Genomic DNA, 19,680 nt, shown 5'->3' with positions numbered 1-19,680 from the left:
CTGGACTCGCCGGACACGACCCGGCGCTACCCACACCCCGCTCAGTCTTCCTGCACCAGCTTGAACTCGCGAAGCAGCCCGCCGATCTGGGTCTTGTCCAGCTTGTTCATCAGCAGGTTGCGCAGGAACGCTGGCCCGGGAATGTCCAGTTCCTTGCCATCACGCAGGCGTCCGGTCGCCGCCAGCAGCGAGCGCACGTCGTAGGTGGAATTGAACACCTCCGGCACGCCGCGTTCGATATCCAGCAGTGTGTACACCGCCTCCATCGGCGTGCGCACCGAATACTCGGTGGTGAAAATGCAGTCGCGCTGCTTCGATTCGGCGAACTGGCCAATGAAGGCGAAGTTCACCGCACCTTCCGGCACCACGTCCGGGCGATCACCGGCCTGGCGCGGCATGAAGAACGCGGTGATGTACGGCATCATCACCGGAACCGTCTTGGCACCGGTCGCGGCCAGCTCGTCGATTTCGTCCACCGGCACGCCCAGGTGGTACAGCCACTCGCGGGTGATCTCCTCCCCGGTGCAGTCCTGCATCGGCTTGTTCACGTAGTCGCCGGGCGTATCCACGAACAGCGAATACACCCAGACCACGATCTGGTCCTTGGGCTGGTTCTTGAAATGTGGCTGCCGGTTCACCGTCCAGCTCATCAGCCAGCGCGAGTCGCGCACGCTGACGATGCCGCCGGTCACCACCTTGCCGCTGAAGGGATCGCGCTTGGCGATCTTCTGGATGTAGGCCGGAATGCGCGCATCCAGCGTGGTCACCGTCGCCGATTCCCACTTGGTTTCCGGAATGTGCGCGCCGAACACGTCCGGGCGCCCGAACGCTGCATCCTTCGCGGCAATGCGCCGCCACAGGTCCCAGGCCGGCGCCGGGCCTTCATTCAGGCGTGCCGCAGTGTGGTGGTCGCCATTGTCCGAGTTCTCGGTCAGCGAGCCGATGGTCATGAACAGAAGATCGTCCGCGCCCAGATCCACGCCACCGGCTACACCATCACGCATCCAGTGGATGCGCGTGGCCTGCTTGCGGCCCGGCTGCAGATCGAAGTCGACGTCGGTCACCTCGGTGCCGTACTGGAACACCACGCCATGGTCCTGCAGCCACTTCACCAGCGGCAGCACCAGCGATTCGTACTGGTTGTACTTGGTGAACTTCAGCGTCGAGAAGTCCGGCAGGCCGCCAATGTGATGGATGAAGCGATGCAGGTACAGCTTCATCTCCAGCGCCGAATGCCATTCCTCGAACGCGAACATCGTGCGCCAGTACAGCCAGAAGTTGCTGTCCAGGAAATCACGGCCCAGCACTTCGTTGATGCGCTTGTTCTCCATCTCCTGCCGGGTAGCCAGGAACAGCGCGATGATGTCCTTCTGCGCCTGCTCGGTCAGCGTGAACAGGCCGTCGGTGTGCGCATCCTCGCCGCGGTTGATGGTGGCGCGCTGCAACGAATAGTTCGGGTCGTCCTTGTTCAACCAGTAGAACTCGTCCAGCACGCTGGCGTCGTCGATCTCCAGCGAGGGGATCGAGCGGAACAGGTCCCACAGGCACTCGAAATGGTTCTCCATCTCGCGGCCACCACGGATCACGAAACCCTTTTCCGGCACCTTCAGGCCATCCAGCGCGCCGCCGGCAATCTGCTGCTGCTCCAGGATGGTGATGCGCTCACCGGCCATGCGCCCGTCGCGTACCAGGAACGCCGCACCGGCCAGCGAAGCCAGGCCCGAGCCCACAAACCAGGCGCTCTTGCCATCCACACCGGCCGGCTTGCGCGGGCGCGCGAAGGCTTCGTAGTTGCCACTGCTGTAGTACATGCACTGCTCCTTCCTGGAGGGGGTCCACCCCACTCTAGCGCCGAACCCGTGTCCCTCATGCTTCAGCCCGCCTGCGACCCAGTGACGCAGTAGTGCCAGACCATGCCTGGCAGATCCCCTCCACACCGATGATTGACATGCAGGCATTTGCCTGCATATATTCCTCCCAAGGACGGCACCTGCCCGCCCATCGCGAGGAATCTGCAATGGTGGATATCGCACATCGGGTCGGCATCAAGGCCCCTGCAAGCCAGGTGTACCAGGCCCTGGCGACCCCCGAAGGCGTCGCCGCTTGGTGGGCCGAAGACACCCACGGCGACCGCAACGTCGGCGGCACGGTGAAGGTCCGTTTCACCAACAACGGCCAGGAAATAGGCGCCATGGAAATGCAGCTGGAACAGCTCGTTCCCGGCGAACTCGTGCTCTGGAAGTTCTTGGCCGGCCCTGCCGAATGGATCGGCACGCATGCGCGTTTCGCACTGAAACAGGAAGGCGACTACTGCATCGTGCTGTTCACCCACGAAGGCTGGAAGGAACGCGTCGAGTTCACCTCCCACTGCAGCACCAAGTGGGCGGTCTTCTTGATGAGCCTCAAAGCCCTGCTGGAAACCGGCAAGGGCCAGCCCAACCCACACGACATCAGGATCGACAACTGGAACTGAAGACGCCCCGCATGAATGCAGACAAGGTGTTCAAGGCCCTGGCCGACCCCACGCGCAGAACGCTGCTGGACCTGCTCTGCGAGGACAACGGCCAGACCCTGGGCCAGCTGTGCGAACACCTGGACATGGCCCGGCAATCGGTCACCCAACACCTGGGCCTGCTGGAAGACGCCAACCTGATCAGCACCGTGCGCCGTGGCCGCGAGAAGCTGCACTTCATCAACCCGGTGCCGCTGCATGAAGTCTACGAGCGCTGGGTACGCAAGTTCGAGCAGCAGCGCCTGAGCCTGCTGCATGACCTGAAACGAGAACTGGAAGGAGAATGACGATGTCCGCAGAGACCACCCGCTTCATCCACGTGATCTATATCGCCTCCACGCCACAGAAGGTGTTCGAGGCCATCACCAGGCCCGAGATCGCCAGCCGCTACTGGGGCCATGAAAACGTCTCGGACTGGAAGCCCGGCTCGCGCTGGCAGCATGTGCGCGCCAACGAAACGCGCTCGGTCGAGCTGGTCGGCGAAGTGGTGGAGCGCACCCCGCCCTCGCGGCTGGTCATCACCTGGGCCGCCGCCTCGCAGGCCGACAACCCGGACGCCTACAGCCGGGTGACCTTCGAGATCGTGCCCTACCAGGACATGGTGCGGCTGACGGTTACCCATGAGGAGCTGGAACCGGGCAGCGGCATGGATACCGGCATCCGCCAGGGCTGGCCGATCGTGCTGTCCAGCCTGAAGTCGTTGTTGGAGACGGGCAAGGGGCTGGATGTGTTTGCGAAGCCGGCGTAGTCGTCGGGAGGGTTGGCCCGCGCGAGCGGCACAGAGGGGGAGGAGAGCCCCCCCTTGTCGCCGCCTCTGCAAAACGCCAAATCGCTCCCAATAATTGCATTTCATGGAACAATAGGGAGCACATGGTTCTCGAGTTCCGTTATGTCCCCCGCGTTGCTAACCGTCGATCAGGCTGCCCAGCAGCTCAGCCTGCACCCCAAAACCGTCCTGCGGCATATCCGTAGCGGCCAACTGCGCGCGACCCGCATCGGCAAGTCCTATCGCATCACCGCCGAAGACCTCGACGTGTTCACCGGCACCGTGCGTGAGCCCTCCGCTGCGTGCCCACAGCTCACCACCGTGGTGGACATTCCCGGATGCGGTGCGACACGTGCCGCCGACCTGGCCCGTGCCCTGCATGCGCGCGTCACCGGCCGCGAGGCCGACGATGAGCCGCTGCGCATGGAGACGATCTATTCGCCTGAGCACGATGTGCTCAAGCTGATCGTGATCGGTGGCCTGGCAGGTTCCACGGCGCTGCTGGTCAGCCTGCAGCGTCTGCTGCAGGACCGCAGCGCATGAAGCGGCAGCGCCCCGGCATTCCCACGCAGCACGTACTTGCCGCCTACCGCCAGGTGCTTTCGGACTGGCCGGGACCACACGAATCGCACCATCTCGCCACCCGTGCCGGTTCCACATTTGTGGTCAGCTGCGGCCCGGAACACGGCCCTGCCCTGGTGCTGCTGCATGGCACCCTCAGCAATGCCGCCAGCTGGATGTTCGATGCTGAACGTTGGAGCGAGCACTACCGCGTGCATGCCGTCGACATCATTGGCGAACCGGGCCTCAGCGAAGGCACGCAACCTGCGCTGGACAGCGATGCGCATGCGCAATGGCTGGATGATGTCCTCGACGCACTCGGCGTGGAAAGTGCAGCATTCGTGGGCCTGTCGTTCGGCGGCTTCCTGGCACTGGACTACGCGCTGCGAAGGCCTGCCCGGGTCAACGCACTGGTCCTGTTCAGCCCCTCGGGTATCGGGCGCCAGCGTGCATTCCTGCTCAAGGCGCTGCCACTGTTGCTGCTTGGCCGATGGGGACGCGAGCGCCTTCGCCGTGCGGTCATGGGTCCCGCGCCACTACATGCACCTGCACGTGCGCAGCCGCTGCTCGACCTGTTGGCATTGATCCGTGCCGAGGTTCGGCCACGTCCGCTGCGCATTCCCCCCATCAGCGACGAGCGGCTGGCTGCGTTGCATCCGCCGGTAGCCCTTGTCATGGGCGCGCGTGATGCCCTCATCGACACCCCTGCCGCCGCCGAACGCATGAAACGGCTCGTCCCGACGGCGGATGTCACCCTGCTCGCAGACGCCTATCACTACATCCCCGGCCTGCGCGAAGACATCCTCGCCCGGCTGCGTCAACTGCAGAACCTCCAGCATGAATGATTCCATTGAACACATCGGCACCACCCGCCTCCTGCGCATCGAGCCGCAGGGCCCCGCACTCGATGCCAACGGCCTGCGCGATCTGGTCGGCGACGCCCTTGGGCATCAGGCCGAGTGGATTGCCGTGCCGGTGCAGCGCCTTTCGGCAGACTTCTTCGAGCTGCGCTCCGGCACGGCCGGGCAATGGCTGCAGATGCTGGTGAACTACCGCCTGCGCTTCGCCGTGCTGGGCGATGTCAGCGGCTACCGCGCACAGAGTGAATCGCTGGACGCGTGGATCACCGAATGCAACCGTGGTCGCGATGGCTGCTTCGTGGCCGATTGGGATGCTCTGCTGGCTCGCCTTTCGGCCCCCGCCAGCGCGGGCTGAACGCCAACCCCACGCTCACCCTCACCGAACCCGGTTCCGACTGCACTCCGACGGCGCCCGCCACAGCATCGCCGGCAGGCTCCCCAGGCGACGTTCGATGAGTGCTTCAGACGCAGATTCCCTGCACAGCAAAGTGGCGGCGGTCACCCTTGGCTTCTGGGTGATGAAGATTGCCGCCACCACCCTCGGCGAGACTGCGGGCGATCTGCTGTCGATGACGCTCAACCTGGGCTACGTGACCAGCTCGGCCATCCTGCTGACGATCTTTGCCGGCCTGCTGGGCATGCAGTTGTCGGCACGGCGCTTCCATCCTGTGCTGTTCTGGTCGGTGGTGCTGGCGACCAGCACCGCTGGAACCACCATCTCCGACCTGCTAGACCGCACGCTTGGCCTGGGCTACGCCACCGGCGCCAGCCTGCTGGCCGGCTGCTTGGCGCTGGTGTTGCTGGCCTGGCGCGTGTCGGAGAAGTCGATCTCGGTCAGCAACATCGCATCGCGCCGCGCCGAAGGCTTCTACTGGACCGCCGTGCTGTTCTCCAACACGCTGGGCACCGCGCTGGGTGACTTCCTCGCCGACGATTCCGGGCTGGGCTTCACCGGCGGCGCACTGCTGATCGGCAGCCTCATCGCGCTCACCGCACTGGCCAGCCGCATCAAGGGCATCAACCGGGTCATCCTGTTCTGGATCGCCTTCGTGCTCACCCGCCCGTTCGGCGCCACCTTCGGCGACCTGCTCACCAAGCCGCTGGAAAAGGGCGGCCTGGGCTTCGGCACGGTAGGCTCGTCGCTGGTGCTGTTCACCATTCTCGCCACACTGGTGGCACTGCCGATGTTGCAGCGCAAAGCGCAGCCGGCAAACTAGCGCGCCGTCCAGCCCCCATCCACCGGCAGCGCCGTGCCGGTAATCTGTGCCGCAGCGTCCGAGGCCAGGAACACCACCATCCCGCCCAGCTGCTCGGGCGTCACAAACTGCAACGACGGCTGCTTCTCGGCCAACAGCGCGCGCGCGGCGGTTTCCTGATCCGTGCCCTCGCGCTCGGCCAACGCGGTGATCTGCTGCTCGACCAGCGCCGTTCGCACCCAGCCCGGGCAGATCGCATTGGCGGTAATGCCGGTGCCCGCATTCTCCAGCGCGGTCACCTTGGTGAACCCGATCACGCCATGCTTGGCTGCCACATAGGCCGACTTGTTCACCGAGCCTACCAGCCCGTGTACCGATGCAATGTTGATGATGCGGCCGGCGCCCTGCCGCTTCATGTGGGGCAAGGCCGCTGCCGTGGCATGGAACACCGCCGACAGATTCAGCGCCAGGATCGCATCCCACTTCTCGACCGGGAACTCCTCGATCGACGCCGTGTGCTGGATGCCTGCGTTATTTACCAGGATGTCGATGCGCCCCATCGTCGCGACGGCAAGCTCAATCATCCAGCGCACTGCCTCGCCACGGGAAAGATCGGCGCCGTCATGCGCCACGCGCACGCCGAACTCGGCTTCCAGTTTGGAACGGATGCGTTCGATTTCCGCCGCATCGCCGAAGCCGTTCAGCACGATATCGGCACCTTGCCGCGCCAGCGCGGTCGCAATGCCAAGACCGATACCACTAGTGGAACCGGTAACCACCGCAACCTTTCCAGAGAACATGGGGGAGCTTCCATCGGGCATGGGCCACCAGTGTAGCGTCACCGTCCGCCGCACCCACTTCCTACGCGTCAACGTCCAATGAATACGCCAACAGGAACTCCCTGGCGTACTCATTCCCGCCCTGCGCCGAAGCGCGGATCAGGTACACCGCACGCGGCACGTCGCTGGCGACTCCCTTGCCATGGAACAACGCCAGGCCAAACTCGTACATGGCCGACGGATAGCCGGCCTCCGATGCGCGCTCAAAATGCGCGGCCGCCCGCATGACATCCTGCTCGACGCGGTCACCGGTCAGCAGGCACAGCCCTACCGCATAGATTGCCGGGATATAGCCCTTCTCTGCGGCTCGCTTGAGGGTCGCAAAGCTGTCAGCCTCGGCATGTGCGTCGTCCTCCCCCACAGGCATCGAAGAAGAGAGGAACAACGCTTCGGCGCACCCGCGTGCAAGCTGCGGGGCCAACAGCCGCCGCGCCTGGGCAATGTCACCACGGTCGAGCACCGCATCGAAGTCGGTCGTGAGCTGGGTTGGCATGTTCGTCATGGCGCAGGTGTCCTTCCTATTCGCGGGCATCCGTTCGCCCCATTGGGATTATGCATGCGCAATGCCGTACATTCCTCCAGCCCACGAGGAATGGCGACCCAATGATCTGACTCGTGGGCCAAATCGACACAACCCATTTGCTTATACGTTGTCGCAAATAGCATTGGACCCACCAGGGCATGTGGGGATACTCTCGAATCTACGTGGATCTGCCCAAAAGGTGACAATCTTGACCCTTTCCTCTCCGCCCGTTCCAGCCAAACTCCGGGAAATGCTCAAGGACTATCCGGAACATATCGAACGACTGCAGGAAGTACTGAATCGATCAGCCGAACGATCACGACAGATTCCTTTAATGCCGTTCGACGACGCGATCTCTGCATTGGAAGGCAGGCTCGGAACGTTCATCATGGAGGCACGGAGTGAGCTTGCCGCTGCCGAAGCGGCTGGGAATCCCCAGGATATTGCCAATGCACTTGAAAAAGAACGGTTAATGCTTAGGGCGCGCCTACAAAGCCAATGGATAGGAGATGAGTCGATGTACTCCTATTTTCAGGAGCTAGAGCGTTGAGTTCAGCCGATTGGAGCCTCGCGCCCCAGGCGCATGCGCAGGTGTTTGCGGAAAAGGTGCTTCCCCATAGTGGTCTGGACAGTACCACTCCTCAGGAGCGCCCCAAGGCAATTGTACTCGCTGGACAGCCAGGCGCAGGTAAGAGCGGGGTTGCCGGTGCTGCGATTCGAGAGCTTGCTGGTGATGCCATTCCCATCGATCCCGACGCGCTGCGGGAGATGCACCGTGACGCTCCGCAGCTTGTCCAGCAGCACCCATACACCTGGTCAGGGCATACTCACAGCGATGCCAGCCAATGGGCAAAAGAGCTGCGATCCCTGGCAGTCGAGGGCCACAGGAATCTCATCCTCGATACGACACTAGGAAATGGCGACGCCGCAGTTAATCTGATCAAGAATCTCCAGGCCAAGGGCTACGAAGTGGAGATTCGGGGAGTTGTCGCACATCGGTTGGAAAGCGAGCTTGGTGTCGACCGAAGGTTTACTGACAAGCTGGACGACGAAGGCTTCGGCCGCTACGTCCCCGAAGATGTACGCAAACACGTTTACGATGCCCGGCCCGGCAATCTGGACAAGGTCCAGGCCGAGACCGGCATCCAGATTCGGCTCTACGGACGCGAAGGCGCTCAGGTCTACGACAGTTATGCCGATACCCGCCTGCCGGGCGCAGCACTGGAAGCCGAACGCGAAGCTCGGCTGAAAGACCCTCGAATCACCCAATCATTGCGCGATGGCTGGCGCGCACAAGGCCGCTGGCACGCCGAGCTTGGGGACACCCTGCCCCTCAACGACAAGGTCAGTCCACCAACAGCGGCAGCCGTTTTCGATGAGCGCGCAACGCTCAAGGTTGTTGAAGGCATTACACCCAACATCCAGGAAGCACGCGTCATCGACCACACCATCCGCGTGCGTCCAAACATGGTGCGGGGCGCCGTCATCGGTGGCGCCGCAGCGACGGTCGTTGAAGCCGCGACGGAAGGAACAAGGATCGCCGACCTGTACGCACGCGACAACCGGACGGGCGCGGAAGCCGCGCTGCTGGACTTCGGAGCACGCAGCGTCGGCGGTTGGACCGGCGCAGTGGTGGGCGCCAAGGTCGGTACGCTGCTGGGCATCGAATCCGGCCCTGGTGCCATTGTCACCGGCATCATTGGTGGCGGGTTAGGCGCCTGGGGTGGCAGTGAGATCGTCGACTGGATCGAGAAGTACCAGATCAACAACCAGGCAGACAGCACCGGTAGGGTCTGGACGTTTGACCCGGCGCATCCCGAAAAGGGCTGGACGCACAGCGAGCGGGAGATCATCGGCACCGTCGGCACCCTGGCCGATCGCCCGATCTACGGCGCGTCTACACTGCTCACGGCCGACGCCGAATTGACCCAGCAACTGAACTACCAGGCCTCAAGCCGGGCCGTCGGGCTGCGGCTGTCCGCGCCGGATCAACCGATCAATCCCTTCAGCATCGCCGGCGATGCCAGCGATACGCCCAGCGCACTGCCACGCTCCTGGGAGCGCAATCCAGAAACCGGCGAATGGCGGCGCGAGGTCGTCCATCAGGTCCTCGAACACGGCATCAAGAACACCACGGTCGAAGTAGCCGACGCCACCAAGGCTGCCCAGCTTGATGACGCCGCACAGGGCATCATGGCCTTCAACGCCGCCCGTAGCTCGGCGGCCTTTGCCAAGCAGTACGAGCAGGCCTACACCGCCCAAGGCTGGTCCCAGTACGGAGCTATTCCGGATGAAGTGATCTGGGCCCAAGACCATCCCGATCACGTACTGGCATCCGATGGACGCACCTATCAGCAACAGGGCGACGGCGAATGGCTGCATGACGGCTGGATCTACGATTCGCTCGCCGAGGGCAACATCCGCGACGAGTTGAACCGAACCTATCCGCAGATCCGCGCCATCCAACAGATGGAGGCGCCGGTACCCGGCGCCCACGAACGCAGTATCGAGGCACTGACCGTCAACGAACGCGAAGCCCGTGACCAGGCCATGCAGGAAGCCAATCGACTGGGTGTCGCTGCACCGCAAGCGCAGCAGGTTGCCGCCGCTGCCGTGGCTGAGGTTCGCGGCGAGCACGCCGAAGAACGGCTGACGCCACAAGCCGTGATCGATGCGCACAGCGTTGAACGCGCTGCACTGTCGCCCAACACATCACCCTTGGTACAGGAGCATCGCGCTCCTGCGCCTGCAGCGCCGACGCCTTCGGATCGTGTGGAATCCGTGCAGGAACCGGCTCGCCGCGAAGCACCACGACGGGAGCCGATCGCGGCCGCTGCAACGCAACCTGCACCGGATGAGTCAAGCGAGCGGCAAGCGCATACCGAGGCAAATCCTCCTGCGCACCCGATGCCGGCAGCCCCTGTGCCGTCACCCGGCATTCCCTCCGCTGAGCGATCTCCCGCGCAGCCAGAAGTGAGTGCGTTACCTACGTCGGATGTCGGGCATCCCGCTCCTGCGCAGGAGCCCGTTGCGGCTCACACCCACTCCCCGGCCCCGCCGATCCAGACCGAAGTGGCTGAAGCCGCGCCGGTTGCTGCTCGCCTCCACGAAGCCGAAGCGACGCCAGCGCAGATCCAGCCGGAGTCAGACGTTCCAGCCACCCTCGCAGCAGCCGAGCCCGCTGCGCCCCCGCTGATAACAGACGCCGCGCCCAAGGTTTCGGAGCACGAGCTTCCTTACGCGCCACCACCCGTGGAAGCACCGCAGGCACCACCCTCAAGCGCAACGGCCCAGCAAGAACCCGAAGCGCCGCCCGCACCCCTGCTGCCTACCCAGCCTGAGCATCCCGATCACGCCCTCTACCAGCAGGTGCGCGAAGGCGTAGCCACGTTGGATGCAAAGCACGGCCGCACCTTCGACGAAGCCAGCGAGCGCATGACTGCCAGCCTGCTGGTGTTGGCCAAGGACAACGATCTGGATCGCGTGGACCACGTACTGCTGAGCAACGCCACGGCAGACAAACCGGCCGGTCACACCCTGTTCGTGGTGCAGGGCGAGCCCAGCGACCCGGCACACCAGCGCGCAGCAATGCCGACCGAACTGGCTGCGCAGACCACGGTGGAAGAATCCATGCAGCAGTTCGACGCCGTCAGCCGCGAAGCGCAGCAGCGCGCCATCGCCAACCAGCTTGAGCAGCAACTGGAAGATCAGCGCGTGCAGCAGGATATCCAGATCCGCGCCGCCAGCATGGGCTGAGTGGGTCAGACACGTGCGAGATCATTCACAACAACCCACCCTCCTGGCCCCTCTGTTTGCCAATCGGCGCCACTGATATCGCCGCACAATCAGAAGAACAGACCCGCCCGCTCAACGGTCGCCAGCGGATTGGCCTTCCGCACCGCCTCCAGGAAGAGCAGGAAATCGCGGTTGAACAGCGTCAGGTTGTTGGTGAACGTAACGCACTTTCTGCCCGATGCCTTGCTGAAGCACACCTGCCAGACATAGCGCCCGTAGATCCTGTCGGACGTTCGTGTGACTGAGGTGATCTGCGAGAGCGGAACGGCCGTAGGCACCGGCCCACGCCGCAGGTAGAAGGATTCTGTATCAAAGAAATAGTGCTCCCGATCCTCTTTTCCATCCACCATCACCAGGGTCATGGACGTGCCGGAAATCCGGCGAGGGGAACTCAATCGCAGCTCTGATCCCAACGCAGAACGCGCGCTAGCTGACATTCGCCGAAGGATGAACCAAAGGGTCAACAACGGAAGCGCCGCAACGACAATGAAGCCTAAAGTCTTCAAAACAGTTTCCAGCGTGCTTGGCACACAGACCTCCAGGATGAACGTTCAGGCGATGCCCAAGTAGATCCACGCCGTGCGTGGATGACTCTCCCTCAACGCCCTTTCACTTCCAATGATCCGGCCCCAAAAACGGCAGGCTCAACACAAACACCGGAACCGCCACCGGCACCAACGCTGCACCCAGCACCTTCCCGGCCGCCGTTCCAACCCCCGGCTTGTCCGTATCGTCCGGCCGGATCCGCTCAGCCCGTGCGGTGATCGACTGCGGCAGCTTCGCCTTCGCGGCCAGCACCGCGGCATCCGGCAACGTCACCCGTTCGCCGTCACTCTCGAACAGCGCGCTGTAGTAGCTACCGCCCTGCCTGGAAAGATTGCAGTCCGGGTTGGCCGCCAGTTCGTAGCGGGTCCGGGCTTCAAGGATGTACGGCTGGCGCGTCAACGCAGCGATGGCCTTGGCCACCCGCGGGCTGATCTCCAACCGCTCCAGCTTGAACTGCGCCGCCTGTTCCGGCGTCACCTGCTCCGGCCGCAGCAGCAGCGCGTAGCTGCCATGCACCTTGGTCCTGTCGGCCGGCACGCGCCAGTCCTCACGGAAGTACAGCTGCGCGCAGACCACCGCCTCGCGCAGCGGGCTGTCCATCAAGGCGCGGTAATCACGGAACGGCGCGGCGTCGAAGCGCATCGGCTCGTCATAGACCGGCAGCAGGTACAGCTTGCCGTCGTTGGCCACGAACGCGCCGGTAATCTCGCGATTGGAATGGTGGTAGTCCGGCCCGCTGGCGCAGCCAGACAGCAGGCCAAGGCACAGGGCGGAGAGAATGAAGCGGATGGACGTTCGCATGTCGTAGTGATTGGCTTCCCTGGAAAACCGGCCCCGCCCCGAAGGACGAAACCAGTCCGCCATGGTGCCACGGCGCCGCATGCGGTGCAGAACCCGCCCTACTTCAACCGCTCCACCAACCGCTGCCCCACCTCCAACGCCGAGGCCGGGTTCTGCCCGGTAATCAGCTCGCGGTCCACCACCACATGCCCGGTCCACGGCGTGGTGTTGCTGCTGAACTTCGCACCCGCCCGCTGCAACGCGGTCTGCGGGTAGAACTTCATCTCACCGCCACCCAACATTGGCTTGGCCTGCTCTTCTTCCTGGTTGCTGATCACCGTCATCTGGTAGCCGCTGTAGATCCACTTCGGCGTAGCCGGCGTCACCCCCGCTTCCAGTTTCTCCACAAAACCACCCGCATCCGGCAGCGTGGACAGCAGCGCGATCGGCCCGTGGCAGACCAGCGCCGTGGTCTTGTTGCGCTGGTGGAAGTCGGCCAGCAGCCGGCCCAGCGCCGGGCTCTTCAGCAGGTCCTGCATCGGCGCGTGGCCACCGGGAATGTAGACCGCATCGAACCGCGCGTAGCCCTGCTGCTCAATGCGCGCCAGGCTGACCACCGGCGAGGCCGTCGGCGAGGTCAGCGCCAGTTTCTCCAGCAGTTCCTTGTGCAGTTGCAGCTGCGCGGCATCGTTGCCGAAGTAGGCCGGCGTCACCGAGGACGCGTCCACGGTCGGCGCCCGCCCCTGCGGCGTGGCGAAGGTCACTTCGTGGCCCGCGTCCAGCAGCAGCTTGACCGGCTGCATCAACTCGTTGAGATAGAAGCCGGTGGACAGCACCTTGCCGTCCTTCAGGTCCAGGTGGTTTTCGTCGGACAGCACCACCAGCACGTTGGCGGCATGCGCGCCGCTGGCGGCCAGGGTCAGGGCCAGCGCTGCGGCCAGCCGGGTCATCAGGTTCATGGGGAGCTCCTATCGGGGAATGGCCGCCACTTTATTCATCGCCCCAGCGGCGATAAATTGGCCGCATCGCAAAACATCTGTTCCCCGGAGAGCCAAATGAGCCGCAAGTTCGACTACCTGGGCGATGTGGAGGTGTTCCTGGCGGTGGTCGAGCACGGCTCGTTCACGGCCGGCGCGGTGGCGCTGTCCACCACGCCCTCGGTGCTGAGCCGCGCGGTCACCCGCCTGGAAGCGCGGCTGGGCCGGCAACTGCTGCAGCGGACCACCCGGCGCGTGGGTCTGACCGACGCCGGGCGGCTCTATCTGGAACAGGTGCGCACCGCCTTCGGCCTGCTGGACGACGCCGAGCGCGACGTACTGGCCCAGGATGGTGCGCTGGCCGGCCGCGTGCGCCTGAGCGTGCCCACCACCTATGGCCACTACCGGCTGCCGCCCGTGCTGGCGCGCTTTGCGCAGCAGTACCCGCAGGTGCAGGTGGAACTGAACATCACCAACCGCAACGTGGACCTGGTGGCCGAAGGCTTCGACCTGGCCATCCGCCTGGGCCAGCTGCCGGACAGCGGGCTGGTGGCGCGCAAGTTGGAGGACGCCCCACTGCTGCTGGTGGCCGCGCCGGAGTACCTGCAGCGCCGGGGTACGCCGCAGACGCTGGACGACCTGCAGCGGCACCTGTGCCTGCCGTTCGTGATGCCGCGAACTGGGCGACTTGCGCCGTGGATCTTCCGCGACGGCGGTCACGACGTGGACTGGCTGCCGCGCTCCTCCATCGAGACCTCCGACGATGTGCTGGGCGTGGTGTCGCTGGCCGAACAGGGTATTGGCATCTGCCAGAGCTATGAGTTCATCGTGCGCGAGCGGTTGCAGCGCGGGGAGCTGGTGGAAGTGCTACCGCAGCTGCGGGGGCGGTCGCGGCCGTTCTCGGTGATCTATGCGCCGCATCGGCGGCAGTCGGCGGCGGCGCGGGCGATGATTGAGTTGTTGGTGGGGAATGCGGGTGAGGATCGCGCTGGCTGAAGCCCCAAGGCTCGCTGGCGTTGTCGGGATTGAACCGATTTTCGGGGTGTGCGGCTGGTCGCGCGCCGTTGCTTGGCAAGGCTCACTAAGAACTGTTGCAAAGAAGGCTGTCGCCCTATTCGCTTGTGGCGTGGGCGATTGCGCCACTTTGATTCGCCATCAGCAGAGTAGCTGCGCGAATGCGTCTGCTCGCGTCGCGTGCTGCATGAATGGTGCGTGCAACAATAGTTCTTCGCTCTCGGATTCCGCGATTCCTTCGCGAATTTCTATTGGCATTCGAAGCGGCTGCGTAAACACCATGACGTGCCACCGACAACGGGTGGCAGCGGGCGTCCAAACCCGAGACAGATAGTTGTTTACGCTTGCCCGTCGGCACCGTCCTTAACCGGTGCCGGCGGGCAATCCGTCGGCCTTTATGGCGGGCGGTGCGTGGGGGTCTTCGGACCCGCCGGTTATTGACAACTGTCTGTCCCGGTTTGGAACCCGCACCGTCCGCCACCTCTTCGCGGTGGCGCTGTTAAGCACAGCCACGGAAGCCGACGCCATGCACGAATCCGACACCTTCTCTTCGTACACCGTTGTTGAACCCATCAACGACGACACTCCCCTGCCCGACCTGAACTCCCTGCTCGGCATCCTCAAGCGCATTCGCGCGGGTGAGGGCGCCGACGGGCTGCCCTGGCCAGAAACCGATGTGTCACCCGGCCGCCGCGTGAGCCTTGCGAAGACCGAGCGCGCGTTGGTGGGGCTGCTGACAGTGCTGGAACTACTGCACGCCGCCGACCGCTGCAGGGTGGCAGCGGAGCCAGAGCGGCATTTGGATGAGGGGGTGGTCGATGGGCTGTTCCTAGCTTGCCGGGGGCTGGTTGAGTGGGCGTGTCGGGAGGTTAGGCCGGACTAGGGCTGCAAGCCCCACGAGACAGGGCGACTGACCACCGCCCTTCCCCACATAAGCTATTCGCGTACGCTAGGCGGCCCAATACACCTCGAACAGCAAATCCACAATGGTTTTTCTCCATCGTCGGCCCGCACCGCATAGGCTTCCTACCCTTGCAGCCAACGACTTCGACATCCCACTCAGCCGGCGATCGTTACGGAAACCAACCTCTATTCTGCAGATCGCGAATAATTTCGAACGTCTGCATACCCCTTAACTATTCCGCGCTACGCGCTCAGAAACGGAAGACTAGTTTAGTTTCTTTGAAATGTAATCCGCCCGAGCCCTGAACGCCTTTTCCTGCGCATCCTTTAGCGCACTACGGACTTCGTCCAGATATCGTCGACCGCGCGGACTTCGGGCAGCCTCATCAATCAGCGACAACGCGAGGCGTCCCTCGTCTGCCAGTCGCCCAAATACACCAGGATCTAGGTGATTGCTGACGAACAGATCGACAACGGTGTCCCTCAAACGCGAGCAATTGCTCCAGCCAAACAAGCCCCCCCAGTTTAACCGATCGGTCACCAGCCTCTCTGCCTCCCAAGGCAGCCGCCCTCGCTCCAATGCACGATAGACAGCTTCATAGGATTGATGAACAAGCTCGGAGCGGGAGCGAGAGCTGGGGCCGAGAGCTCTCGACATGAGAAAAGCTGAGAAGAAGTCTTCCTCGATTTGGTCAAGGCGACCGCGAGCGCCCCGCGTTGCCATAACCCAAGGATCTTCACCGAGCTCGTTCGGCACAGAATCGGGATTAAGAAACTTCGCAAGCGCTACCAGCACCTCACGCCGCGATATTCCACCCGAAGACAGCACTGTCGCCACTCTGTCTGGATCGCTCGCGAGCTCTCTCAACCACACCTCAAGCAATGGCCCGCTTATCCGTCCGATAATGGAAGCCAGCGTCCCGCTGTTCATGCGTGAGATCATGATCGAAGGGGCAGCCTCGATGCCGGCCTCGATCAGCGCAGGGACTACCAGAGGAACCTGATCGTCCCCAATTCGCTCAAGAAGATCCAAATCTGCCTGTTTACCACGCCAGAAATCTGCGCTCTCCATTAAATCCGGCCGCACGGAAGCTACTCGCGAACTGAGCTCCGGATTGGACTCTAAGCCCAGGATAAGGTCCTCCGCAGTCATCGAAAGTAGTAAATCCATCAATTGCTCAGTGAGATCGACCTTCGCATCAATAATGGTGAAGAATCTGCTTGGTGACCTGCGCCAGAGAGAGGTGAAGGCATTAACAGACACATGCGCGTCCCTCGATACCGCACCTTCCTTCATCGCCTCAACTACAAAGTCGAAGACCTTCTCATCAAGCTGGTCAATCTCTTCAATTGCGTACTTGACCACCATCGAGCGAACGGACCGGGCTTGACTCTTGCCGAGTCCATCAAGAGCATCGATCGCCGCTATGAGGTCGGGGCGGTCCCCTGAGAAAAGGGCGCTGTGCAAGCGACAGAGAGGGAGCATTGCCTGGCGGCCACCATCAACATCGCCGCCCGCCCTTCTCAGGAACTCGCGCAACTTCGTCTCATCCAATCCTTCAAGATCACGAACGAGCACAGCCAGCGCGTTTTCGCATTCGATATCCTGCGGCAGAACCGCTCCCGGAAAACGAGATCTCGCGCTGCGATCGAGATCTGGGACAAGCTGGACGTCAAGTCGAACTCCCTTGCTGGAGCGATCCATACCGGCCAACGTGCAAAAGCCAAAAGTTCGACGCAGTCTTGGCCATTGCTGCATCCATATCGCGAAGAGGAGATCTTCATCCTCGGCGGTGTCTTCTGCAATAGCTATTACTTGCTGTGTAGAAGCAGCGTAGACGGCGTTCAAGATAGTTCGAGCGCGATGACCGCGTACTTTCGGCGGCCGGAGCGGCCCTGCAGGCAATTCAATTGGTGCCGCGTAGCCTTCCTTAGAATCCAACTTCGATGGGCGCCGAAACGCCGCGAGTAGGTCGTCACTCGAGGTGAGCGTCGCGAGATCGGTATTCTCGACTATGAGCGAATGCGTCCAGACGCAGCCAGGTCGCGGCATCTCTGGGGCAGCCCAAGTCCTGGCCAGCACGTAACGACCGCTTCCGTCCAGCGGGTAGCCCGTAAGATAGCCCGATGGCCCAGGCCGAACGCCGGCACCTGAGAGATCGCTCATCACAACCATAGTGCGAGCTTCAGCACTAGACAGTGACATCGAGCCGGCGATCATCCTGTGTCCGTCACTGTAGCCGTGGAGAACTTGGTGAATCTTCCGTGACATTATCGGATCAGCCAGTCCAATGGAGCCGTGATATCGGTGCTGGCTACCTTCCCATCAGTCACCTTTATCCTGTCAGAAGGCCTGCCGAGCTCACGCAGAGCCTCGGTTTCAGGCAATACCTCATTAGAGTCGGCGTCCTCATATACTCCCCCTTGCGCGCTCAATCCCCACACCCGCCAGGTCCACGGATCACGAGCGTTTCTCAGATATTGGTCGAGAAGCGGCAAGTGAACACTCAGCACCTCCTCGGGTTCCATGCCCTCTCCTTCCACTACATCCCACGCGGTAATTAGAACGGCTAGCTTGCGAGCTCCGACATCTAAGGTACCCGACATAAGAAATTGAAGGAGCTCCACGACTTGGACTTGCGTCGGGGCAAGTTCCGCCCTCCAGTCGACTGCCTCGGCTGCTTCAGGCGCAAGGCCAATCCTAGCCTGAATCGCGTTCTGCTCGGCGATCCACACGGGGAAGCGGATCATGTCCCCATTTACGACGAGCACGATGGCTGGTGCGAGCAAAGTCGCACGCATCATTTCATCTAACTCCCGCCGCTCCCACATGCGACTAAACTCTTCGCCCGGGGAGTCAGGAAATGAAACTTCGACGATACGTCCGGCGCCGTCACTTAATCGCATGCTAACGGACCTTGTGCCGGCAAGCTGGGTCCGCTGCTGACGCTTTCCCGACCGCCATCGTTTGGCGAGCGAATTCAAATGTTCGTAGTTTCCTTGGTTCAGGCCCGCGAAGGTCAGACTAGTTGAGGCGCCTTTCTCCCGCACCATGTGCCATACGGCGGCCAGTAGAGTGGTCTTTCCCGATCCAGGCAGACCAATAATCGCGACGTCAGAAGCCGCCTCGTTCATTACTTTGCCTCCACGATGTCGAGAAGGTCCATCAAGCGAGTGCTCTGGTTCCGACTCGGGTCTGCCGGTGGCGGGCTCACGGCAGGGCGCAGCCAAAAACGAAGGAGCCTGTCTACGCCCAACCCTCTCTGGACATCCACAATGTTCCGCGGAGACGCCGCGATGACAAATGACTCAATCTCACCGAAGTAGGCGTTGTAGTCTTCCATGATTCCATCGAAGAGATTGGTGAAGTCGCCACTAACCCGCGCCGAATGGGCTGATGCCAACACGATATCCTGCTTAGTAAGGACAACAGCCAACCGACACCCGCGTCGAACCGCACCAGCCTCAACAAGTGCACCAACCATCTGCGAGGTGATTGCCATTGTCTCGTGACGATGCGCGGAAGAGGCGAGATGCTCACCGTTCACAAGTACTGTCAGCACGTCGGCGCGCCGAAGTTCAAAGAGACCCGAAGAACGCCCAAGATCATCGGCTACCGCCAGATAGTCTTCGCCCGAGCGGTCAGCGATGAAGAGCGATACAAGCTCGCCCTCCTTGGGCCGGAGATCGAGATGAAAGAACGTTGCATCTGCGCCCGCACTGGTACGCTCCATATGCGGCATGTCTCTTCGCGAAGAGGTTCGAGCGTTGTGGCATACCTTCTCGAAGCCGACCAATGTCGAAGATCCCGCAAAACCAAAGCCGTCGATCGGGCCACTCTGGAGAAGATCGTAGACGCTCGCAATTAAGCTCGTCTTGCCGGCGTCATTTGGCGCGACGATGCCGACAGCGCATGATGATCTCCGCCGCTGCAGACTAGAAGCATCAGTGCGGGCAAGCGTCTCACCAAGGGGGAGTGGAAGGACCTTCGCTTCTTCGCGTCGAGAGTCCGGCTCATAGACTTCCTTAATAGCCTCAACATCCAGCATCGACACGTGAGGACACTCATCCAGCGCAAAGCCTTCAACGCAGCGCCCATCCTCGTCAAATTTGCACTCGGCATTGGCGCAGCGTGCAGTTTGCCCCGACATTTTCTCAGGACTCCACGTTCAGGAAGATGTGCTCACGATAGAAAAGCTCTGCCAGCTTGGAAGACGGAAGCTGAGCCTCCAGTGAGAGCCCAGTAAGACTCGACCAACCGGCCTGCCATGCATCTGTGGAACCCATCTCAGAGCGCTGCTCCAGTGCGAAATGGATCGGCGTCGTTGCAGGTGATACGAGCTGCGAAGTAGATACCGACTTCGCCCATGCAGCGTCCACGGTATTGACAGCGTCGATGAGTCTGACC

At 62.6% G+C, this 19,680-nt stretch carries 21 protein-coding genes and 1 pseudogene; 11 read left to right on the top strand and 11 right to left on the bottom strand.

The features are described 5' to 3' along the window. Positions 1 to 41: 41 nt before the first annotated feature. A complete protein-coding gene (locus QRO91_RS04730) occupies positions 42 to 1,811 on the bottom strand; it encodes an oleate hydratase (RefSeq protein WP_197650089.1) in 1,770 nt (589 codons plus the stop codon). A gap of 206 nt (positions 1,812 to 2,017) precedes the next feature. On the opposite strand from QRO91_RS04730, the gene QRO91_RS04725 reads away from it, so the two are divergent. From QRO91_RS04725 to QRO91_RS04695, 7 genes are all read left to right on the top strand, one after another. Further along, the gene (locus tag QRO91_RS04725) at positions 2,018 to 2,473 is read left to right on the top strand and encodes an SRPBCC domain-containing protein (RefSeq protein ID WP_049429142.1); all 456 of its coding nucleotides are present in this window, start codon (positions 2,018 to 2,020) and stop codon (positions 2,471 to 2,473) included. Positions 2,474 to 2,484: 11 nt separating this feature from the next. Then, a complete protein-coding gene (locus QRO91_RS04720; protein WP_005416268.1) occupies positions 2,485 to 2,799 on the top strand; it encodes a helix-turn-helix transcriptional regulator in 315 nt (104 codons plus the stop codon). Between the two features lie 2 nt (positions 2,800 to 2,801). Then, positions 2,802 to 3,260, top strand: coding sequence for an SRPBCC family protein (locus tag QRO91_RS04715; RefSeq protein ID WP_049429143.1), 459 nt, complete (start codon positions 2,802 to 2,804; stop codon positions 3,258 to 3,260). 141 nt (positions 3,261 to 3,401) lie between these two features. Further along, entirely contained in the window at positions 3,402 to 3,821 is a 420-nt protein-coding gene (locus tag QRO91_RS04710; protein WP_049429144.1) for a helix-turn-helix domain-containing protein, read from the top strand. Then, positions 3,818 to 4,684, top strand: a complete 867-nt coding sequence (locus tag QRO91_RS04705) for an alpha/beta fold hydrolase (RefSeq protein ID WP_197650088.1) — start codon at positions 3,818 to 3,820, stop codon at positions 4,682 to 4,684. The genes QRO91_RS04710 and QRO91_RS04705 overlap by 4 nt, the downstream gene beginning before the upstream one ends. Next, entirely contained in the window at positions 4,677 to 5,054 is a 378-nt protein-coding gene (locus QRO91_RS04700; RefSeq protein ID WP_100443603.1) for a DUF4180 domain-containing protein, read from the top strand. Before QRO91_RS04705 ends, QRO91_RS04700 begins: the two co-directional genes overlap by 8 nt. A 97-nt stretch (positions 5,055 to 5,151) precedes the next feature. Beyond that, the gene (locus tag QRO91_RS04695; RefSeq protein ID WP_197650087.1) at positions 5,152 to 5,916 is read left to right on the top strand and encodes a hypothetical protein; all 765 of its coding nucleotides are present in this window, start codon (positions 5,152 to 5,154) and stop codon (positions 5,914 to 5,916) included. On the opposite strand, the gene QRO91_RS04690 is transcribed toward QRO91_RS04695, so the two are convergent. Next, a complete protein-coding gene (locus QRO91_RS04690) occupies positions 5,913 to 6,695 on the bottom strand; it encodes a 3-hydroxybutyrate dehydrogenase (RefSeq protein ID WP_197650120.1) in 783 nt (260 codons plus the stop codon). The genes QRO91_RS04695 and QRO91_RS04690 overlap by 4 nt on opposite strands. Before the next feature lie 61 nt (positions 6,696 to 6,756). Next, positions 6,757 to 7,236 (bottom strand): tetratricopeptide repeat protein, encoded by a 480-nt coding sequence (locus QRO91_RS04685; protein ID WP_197650086.1) that lies wholly within the window; start codon positions 7,234 to 7,236, stop codon positions 6,757 to 6,759. 229 nt (positions 7,237 to 7,465) lie between these two features. On the opposite strand from QRO91_RS04685, the gene QRO91_RS04680 reads away from it, so the two are divergent. Together QRO91_RS04680 and QRO91_RS04675 are read left to right on the top strand one after the other, a co-directional pair. Beyond that, a complete protein-coding gene (locus QRO91_RS04680) occupies positions 7,466 to 7,807 on the top strand; it encodes a hypothetical protein (protein ID WP_143572903.1) in 342 nt (113 codons plus the stop codon). Further along, positions 7,804 to 11,013, top strand: coding sequence for a zeta toxin family protein (locus tag QRO91_RS04675; RefSeq protein WP_285310298.1), 3,210 nt, complete (start codon positions 7,804 to 7,806; stop codon positions 11,011 to 11,013). The genes QRO91_RS04680 and QRO91_RS04675 overlap by 4 nt, the downstream gene beginning before the upstream one ends. Positions 11,014 to 11,102: 89 nt before the next feature. Here QRO91_RS04675 and QRO91_RS04670 read toward each other — a convergent pair whose 3' ends face one another. From QRO91_RS04670 to QRO91_RS04660, 3 genes are all read right to left on the bottom strand, one after another. Further along, positions 11,103 to 11,582: a hypothetical protein gene (locus tag QRO91_RS04670; RefSeq protein ID WP_285310297.1), complete on the bottom strand. Its 480-nt coding sequence runs from the start codon at positions 11,580 to 11,582 to the stop codon at positions 11,103 to 11,105. Positions 11,583 to 11,661: 79 nt separating this feature from the next. Further along, positions 11,662 to 12,399 (bottom strand): hypothetical protein, encoded by a 738-nt coding sequence (locus QRO91_RS04665; protein WP_197650085.1) that lies wholly within the window; start codon positions 12,397 to 12,399, stop codon positions 11,662 to 11,664. Positions 12,400 to 12,497: 98 nt separating this feature from the next. Continuing rightward, a complete protein-coding gene (locus QRO91_RS04660; RefSeq protein ID WP_197650084.1) occupies positions 12,498 to 13,337 on the bottom strand; it encodes a type 1 glutamine amidotransferase domain-containing protein in 840 nt (279 codons plus the stop codon). Positions 13,338 to 13,433: 96 nt separating this feature from the next. Between QRO91_RS04660 and QRO91_RS04655 the strand changes: the two genes are divergently transcribed. Beyond that, positions 13,434 to 14,351, top strand: a complete 918-nt coding sequence (locus QRO91_RS04655; protein ID WP_197650083.1) for a LysR family transcriptional regulator — start codon at positions 13,434 to 13,436, stop codon at positions 14,349 to 14,351. Positions 14,352 to 14,895: 544 nt separating this feature from the next. Further along, the gene (locus QRO91_RS04650; protein WP_197650082.1) at positions 14,896 to 15,252 is read left to right on the top strand and encodes a hypothetical protein; all 357 of its coding nucleotides are present in this window, start codon (positions 14,896 to 14,898) and stop codon (positions 15,250 to 15,252) included. A 285-nt stretch (positions 15,253 to 15,537) separates the two neighbouring features. Here QRO91_RS04650 and QRO91_RS04645 read toward each other — a convergent pair whose 3' ends face one another. From QRO91_RS04645 to QRO91_RS04630, 5 genes and pseudogenes are all read right to left on the bottom strand, one after another. Further along, the gene (locus QRO91_RS04645; protein WP_197650081.1) at positions 15,538 to 17,121 is read right to left on the bottom strand and encodes a hypothetical protein; all 1,584 of its coding nucleotides are present in this window, start codon (positions 17,119 to 17,121) and stop codon (positions 15,538 to 15,540) included. A 123-nt stretch (positions 17,122 to 17,244) separates the two neighbouring features. Then, positions 17,245 to 17,544, bottom strand: a pseudogene (locus tag QRO91_RS22565) (hypothetical protein); the annotation flags it as partial. Continuing rightward, positions 17,544 to 18,407, bottom strand: coding sequence for a TRAFAC clade GTPase domain-containing protein (locus QRO91_RS04640; protein ID WP_197650080.1), 864 nt, complete (start codon positions 18,405 to 18,407; stop codon positions 17,544 to 17,546). The gene QRO91_RS04640 and the pseudogene QRO91_RS22565, both read right to left, overlap by 1 nt. Further along, positions 18,407 to 19,423 (bottom strand): TRAFAC clade GTPase domain-containing protein, encoded by a 1,017-nt coding sequence (locus tag QRO91_RS04635; protein ID WP_197650079.1) that lies wholly within the window; start codon positions 19,421 to 19,423, stop codon positions 18,407 to 18,409. Before QRO91_RS04635 ends, QRO91_RS04640 begins: the two co-directional genes overlap by 1 nt. A 4-nt stretch (positions 19,424 to 19,427) precedes the next feature. Further along, positions 19,428 to 19,680 (bottom strand): hypothetical protein (locus tag QRO91_RS04630; RefSeq protein WP_285310296.1); only part of this gene is annotated, 253 nt, incomplete at its 5' end.

This window comes from Stenotrophomonas maltophilia group sp. Smal32 (assembly GCF_030237085.1).
Taxonomy (GTDB): domain Bacteria; phylum Pseudomonadota; class Gammaproteobacteria; order Xanthomonadales; family Xanthomonadaceae; genus Stenotrophomonas; species Stenotrophomonas maltophilia_Q.
Note: the sequence above shows the minus strand (reverse complement) of the source record. Positions and strands in the feature narration are given on the sequence as shown.

What these genes read in the sequence shown, in the direction of transcription:
- QRO91_RS04695 (WP_197650087.1), top strand. Translation starts at nt 5,152, where the DNA reads ATGAGTGCTTCAGACGCAGATTCCCTGCACAGCAAAGTGGCGGCGGTC.
- QRO91_RS04730 (WP_197650089.1), bottom strand. Translation starts at nt 1,811, where the DNA reads ATGTACTACAGCAGTGGCAACTACGAAGCCTTCGCGCGCCCGCGCAAG.
- QRO91_RS04635 (WP_197650079.1), bottom strand. Translation starts at nt 19,423, where the DNA reads ATGTCGGGGCAAACTGCACGCTGCGCCAATGCCGAGTGCAAATTTGAC.
- QRO91_RS04710 (WP_049429144.1), top strand. Translation starts at nt 3,402, where the DNA reads ATGTCCCCCGCGTTGCTAACCGTCGATCAGGCTGCCCAGCAGCTCAGC.
- QRO91_RS04685 (WP_197650086.1), bottom strand. Translation starts at nt 7,236, where the DNA reads ATGACGAACATGCCAACCCAGCTCACGACCGACTTCGATGCGGTGCTC.
- QRO91_RS04725 (WP_049429142.1), top strand. Translation starts at nt 2,018, where the DNA reads ATGGTGGATATCGCACATCGGGTCGGCATCAAGGCCCCTGCAAGCCAG.
- QRO91_RS04640 (WP_197650080.1), bottom strand. Translation starts at nt 18,407, where the DNA reads ATGAACGAGGCGGCTTCTGACGTCGCGATTATTGGTCTGCCTGGATCG.
- QRO91_RS04720 (WP_005416268.1), top strand. Translation starts at nt 2,485, where the DNA reads ATGAATGCAGACAAGGTGTTCAAGGCCCTGGCCGACCCCACGCGCAGA.
- QRO91_RS04655 (WP_197650083.1), top strand. Translation starts at nt 13,434, where the DNA reads ATGAGCCGCAAGTTCGACTACCTGGGCGATGTGGAGGTGTTCCTGGCG.
- QRO91_RS04700 (WP_100443603.1), top strand. Translation starts at nt 4,677, where the DNA reads ATGAATGATTCCATTGAACACATCGGCACCACCCGCCTCCTGCGCATC.
- QRO91_RS04715 (WP_049429143.1), top strand. Translation starts at nt 2,802, where the DNA reads ATGTCCGCAGAGACCACCCGCTTCATCCACGTGATCTATATCGCCTCC.
- QRO91_RS04690 (WP_197650120.1), bottom strand. Translation starts at nt 6,695, where the DNA reads ATGTTCTCTGGAAAGGTTGCGGTGGTTACCGGTTCCACTAGTGGTATC.
- QRO91_RS04660 (WP_197650084.1), bottom strand. Translation starts at nt 13,337, where the DNA reads ATGAACCTGATGACCCGGCTGGCCGCAGCGCTGGCCCTGACCCTGGCC.
- QRO91_RS04650 (WP_197650082.1), top strand. Translation starts at nt 14,896, where the DNA reads ATGCACGAATCCGACACCTTCTCTTCGTACACCGTTGTTGAACCCATC.
- QRO91_RS04705 (WP_197650088.1), top strand. Translation starts at nt 3,818, where the DNA reads ATGAAGCGGCAGCGCCCCGGCATTCCCACGCAGCACGTACTTGCCGCC.
- QRO91_RS04665 (WP_197650085.1), bottom strand. Translation starts at nt 12,399, where the DNA reads ATGCGAACGTCCATCCGCTTCATTCTCTCCGCCCTGTGCCTTGGCCTG.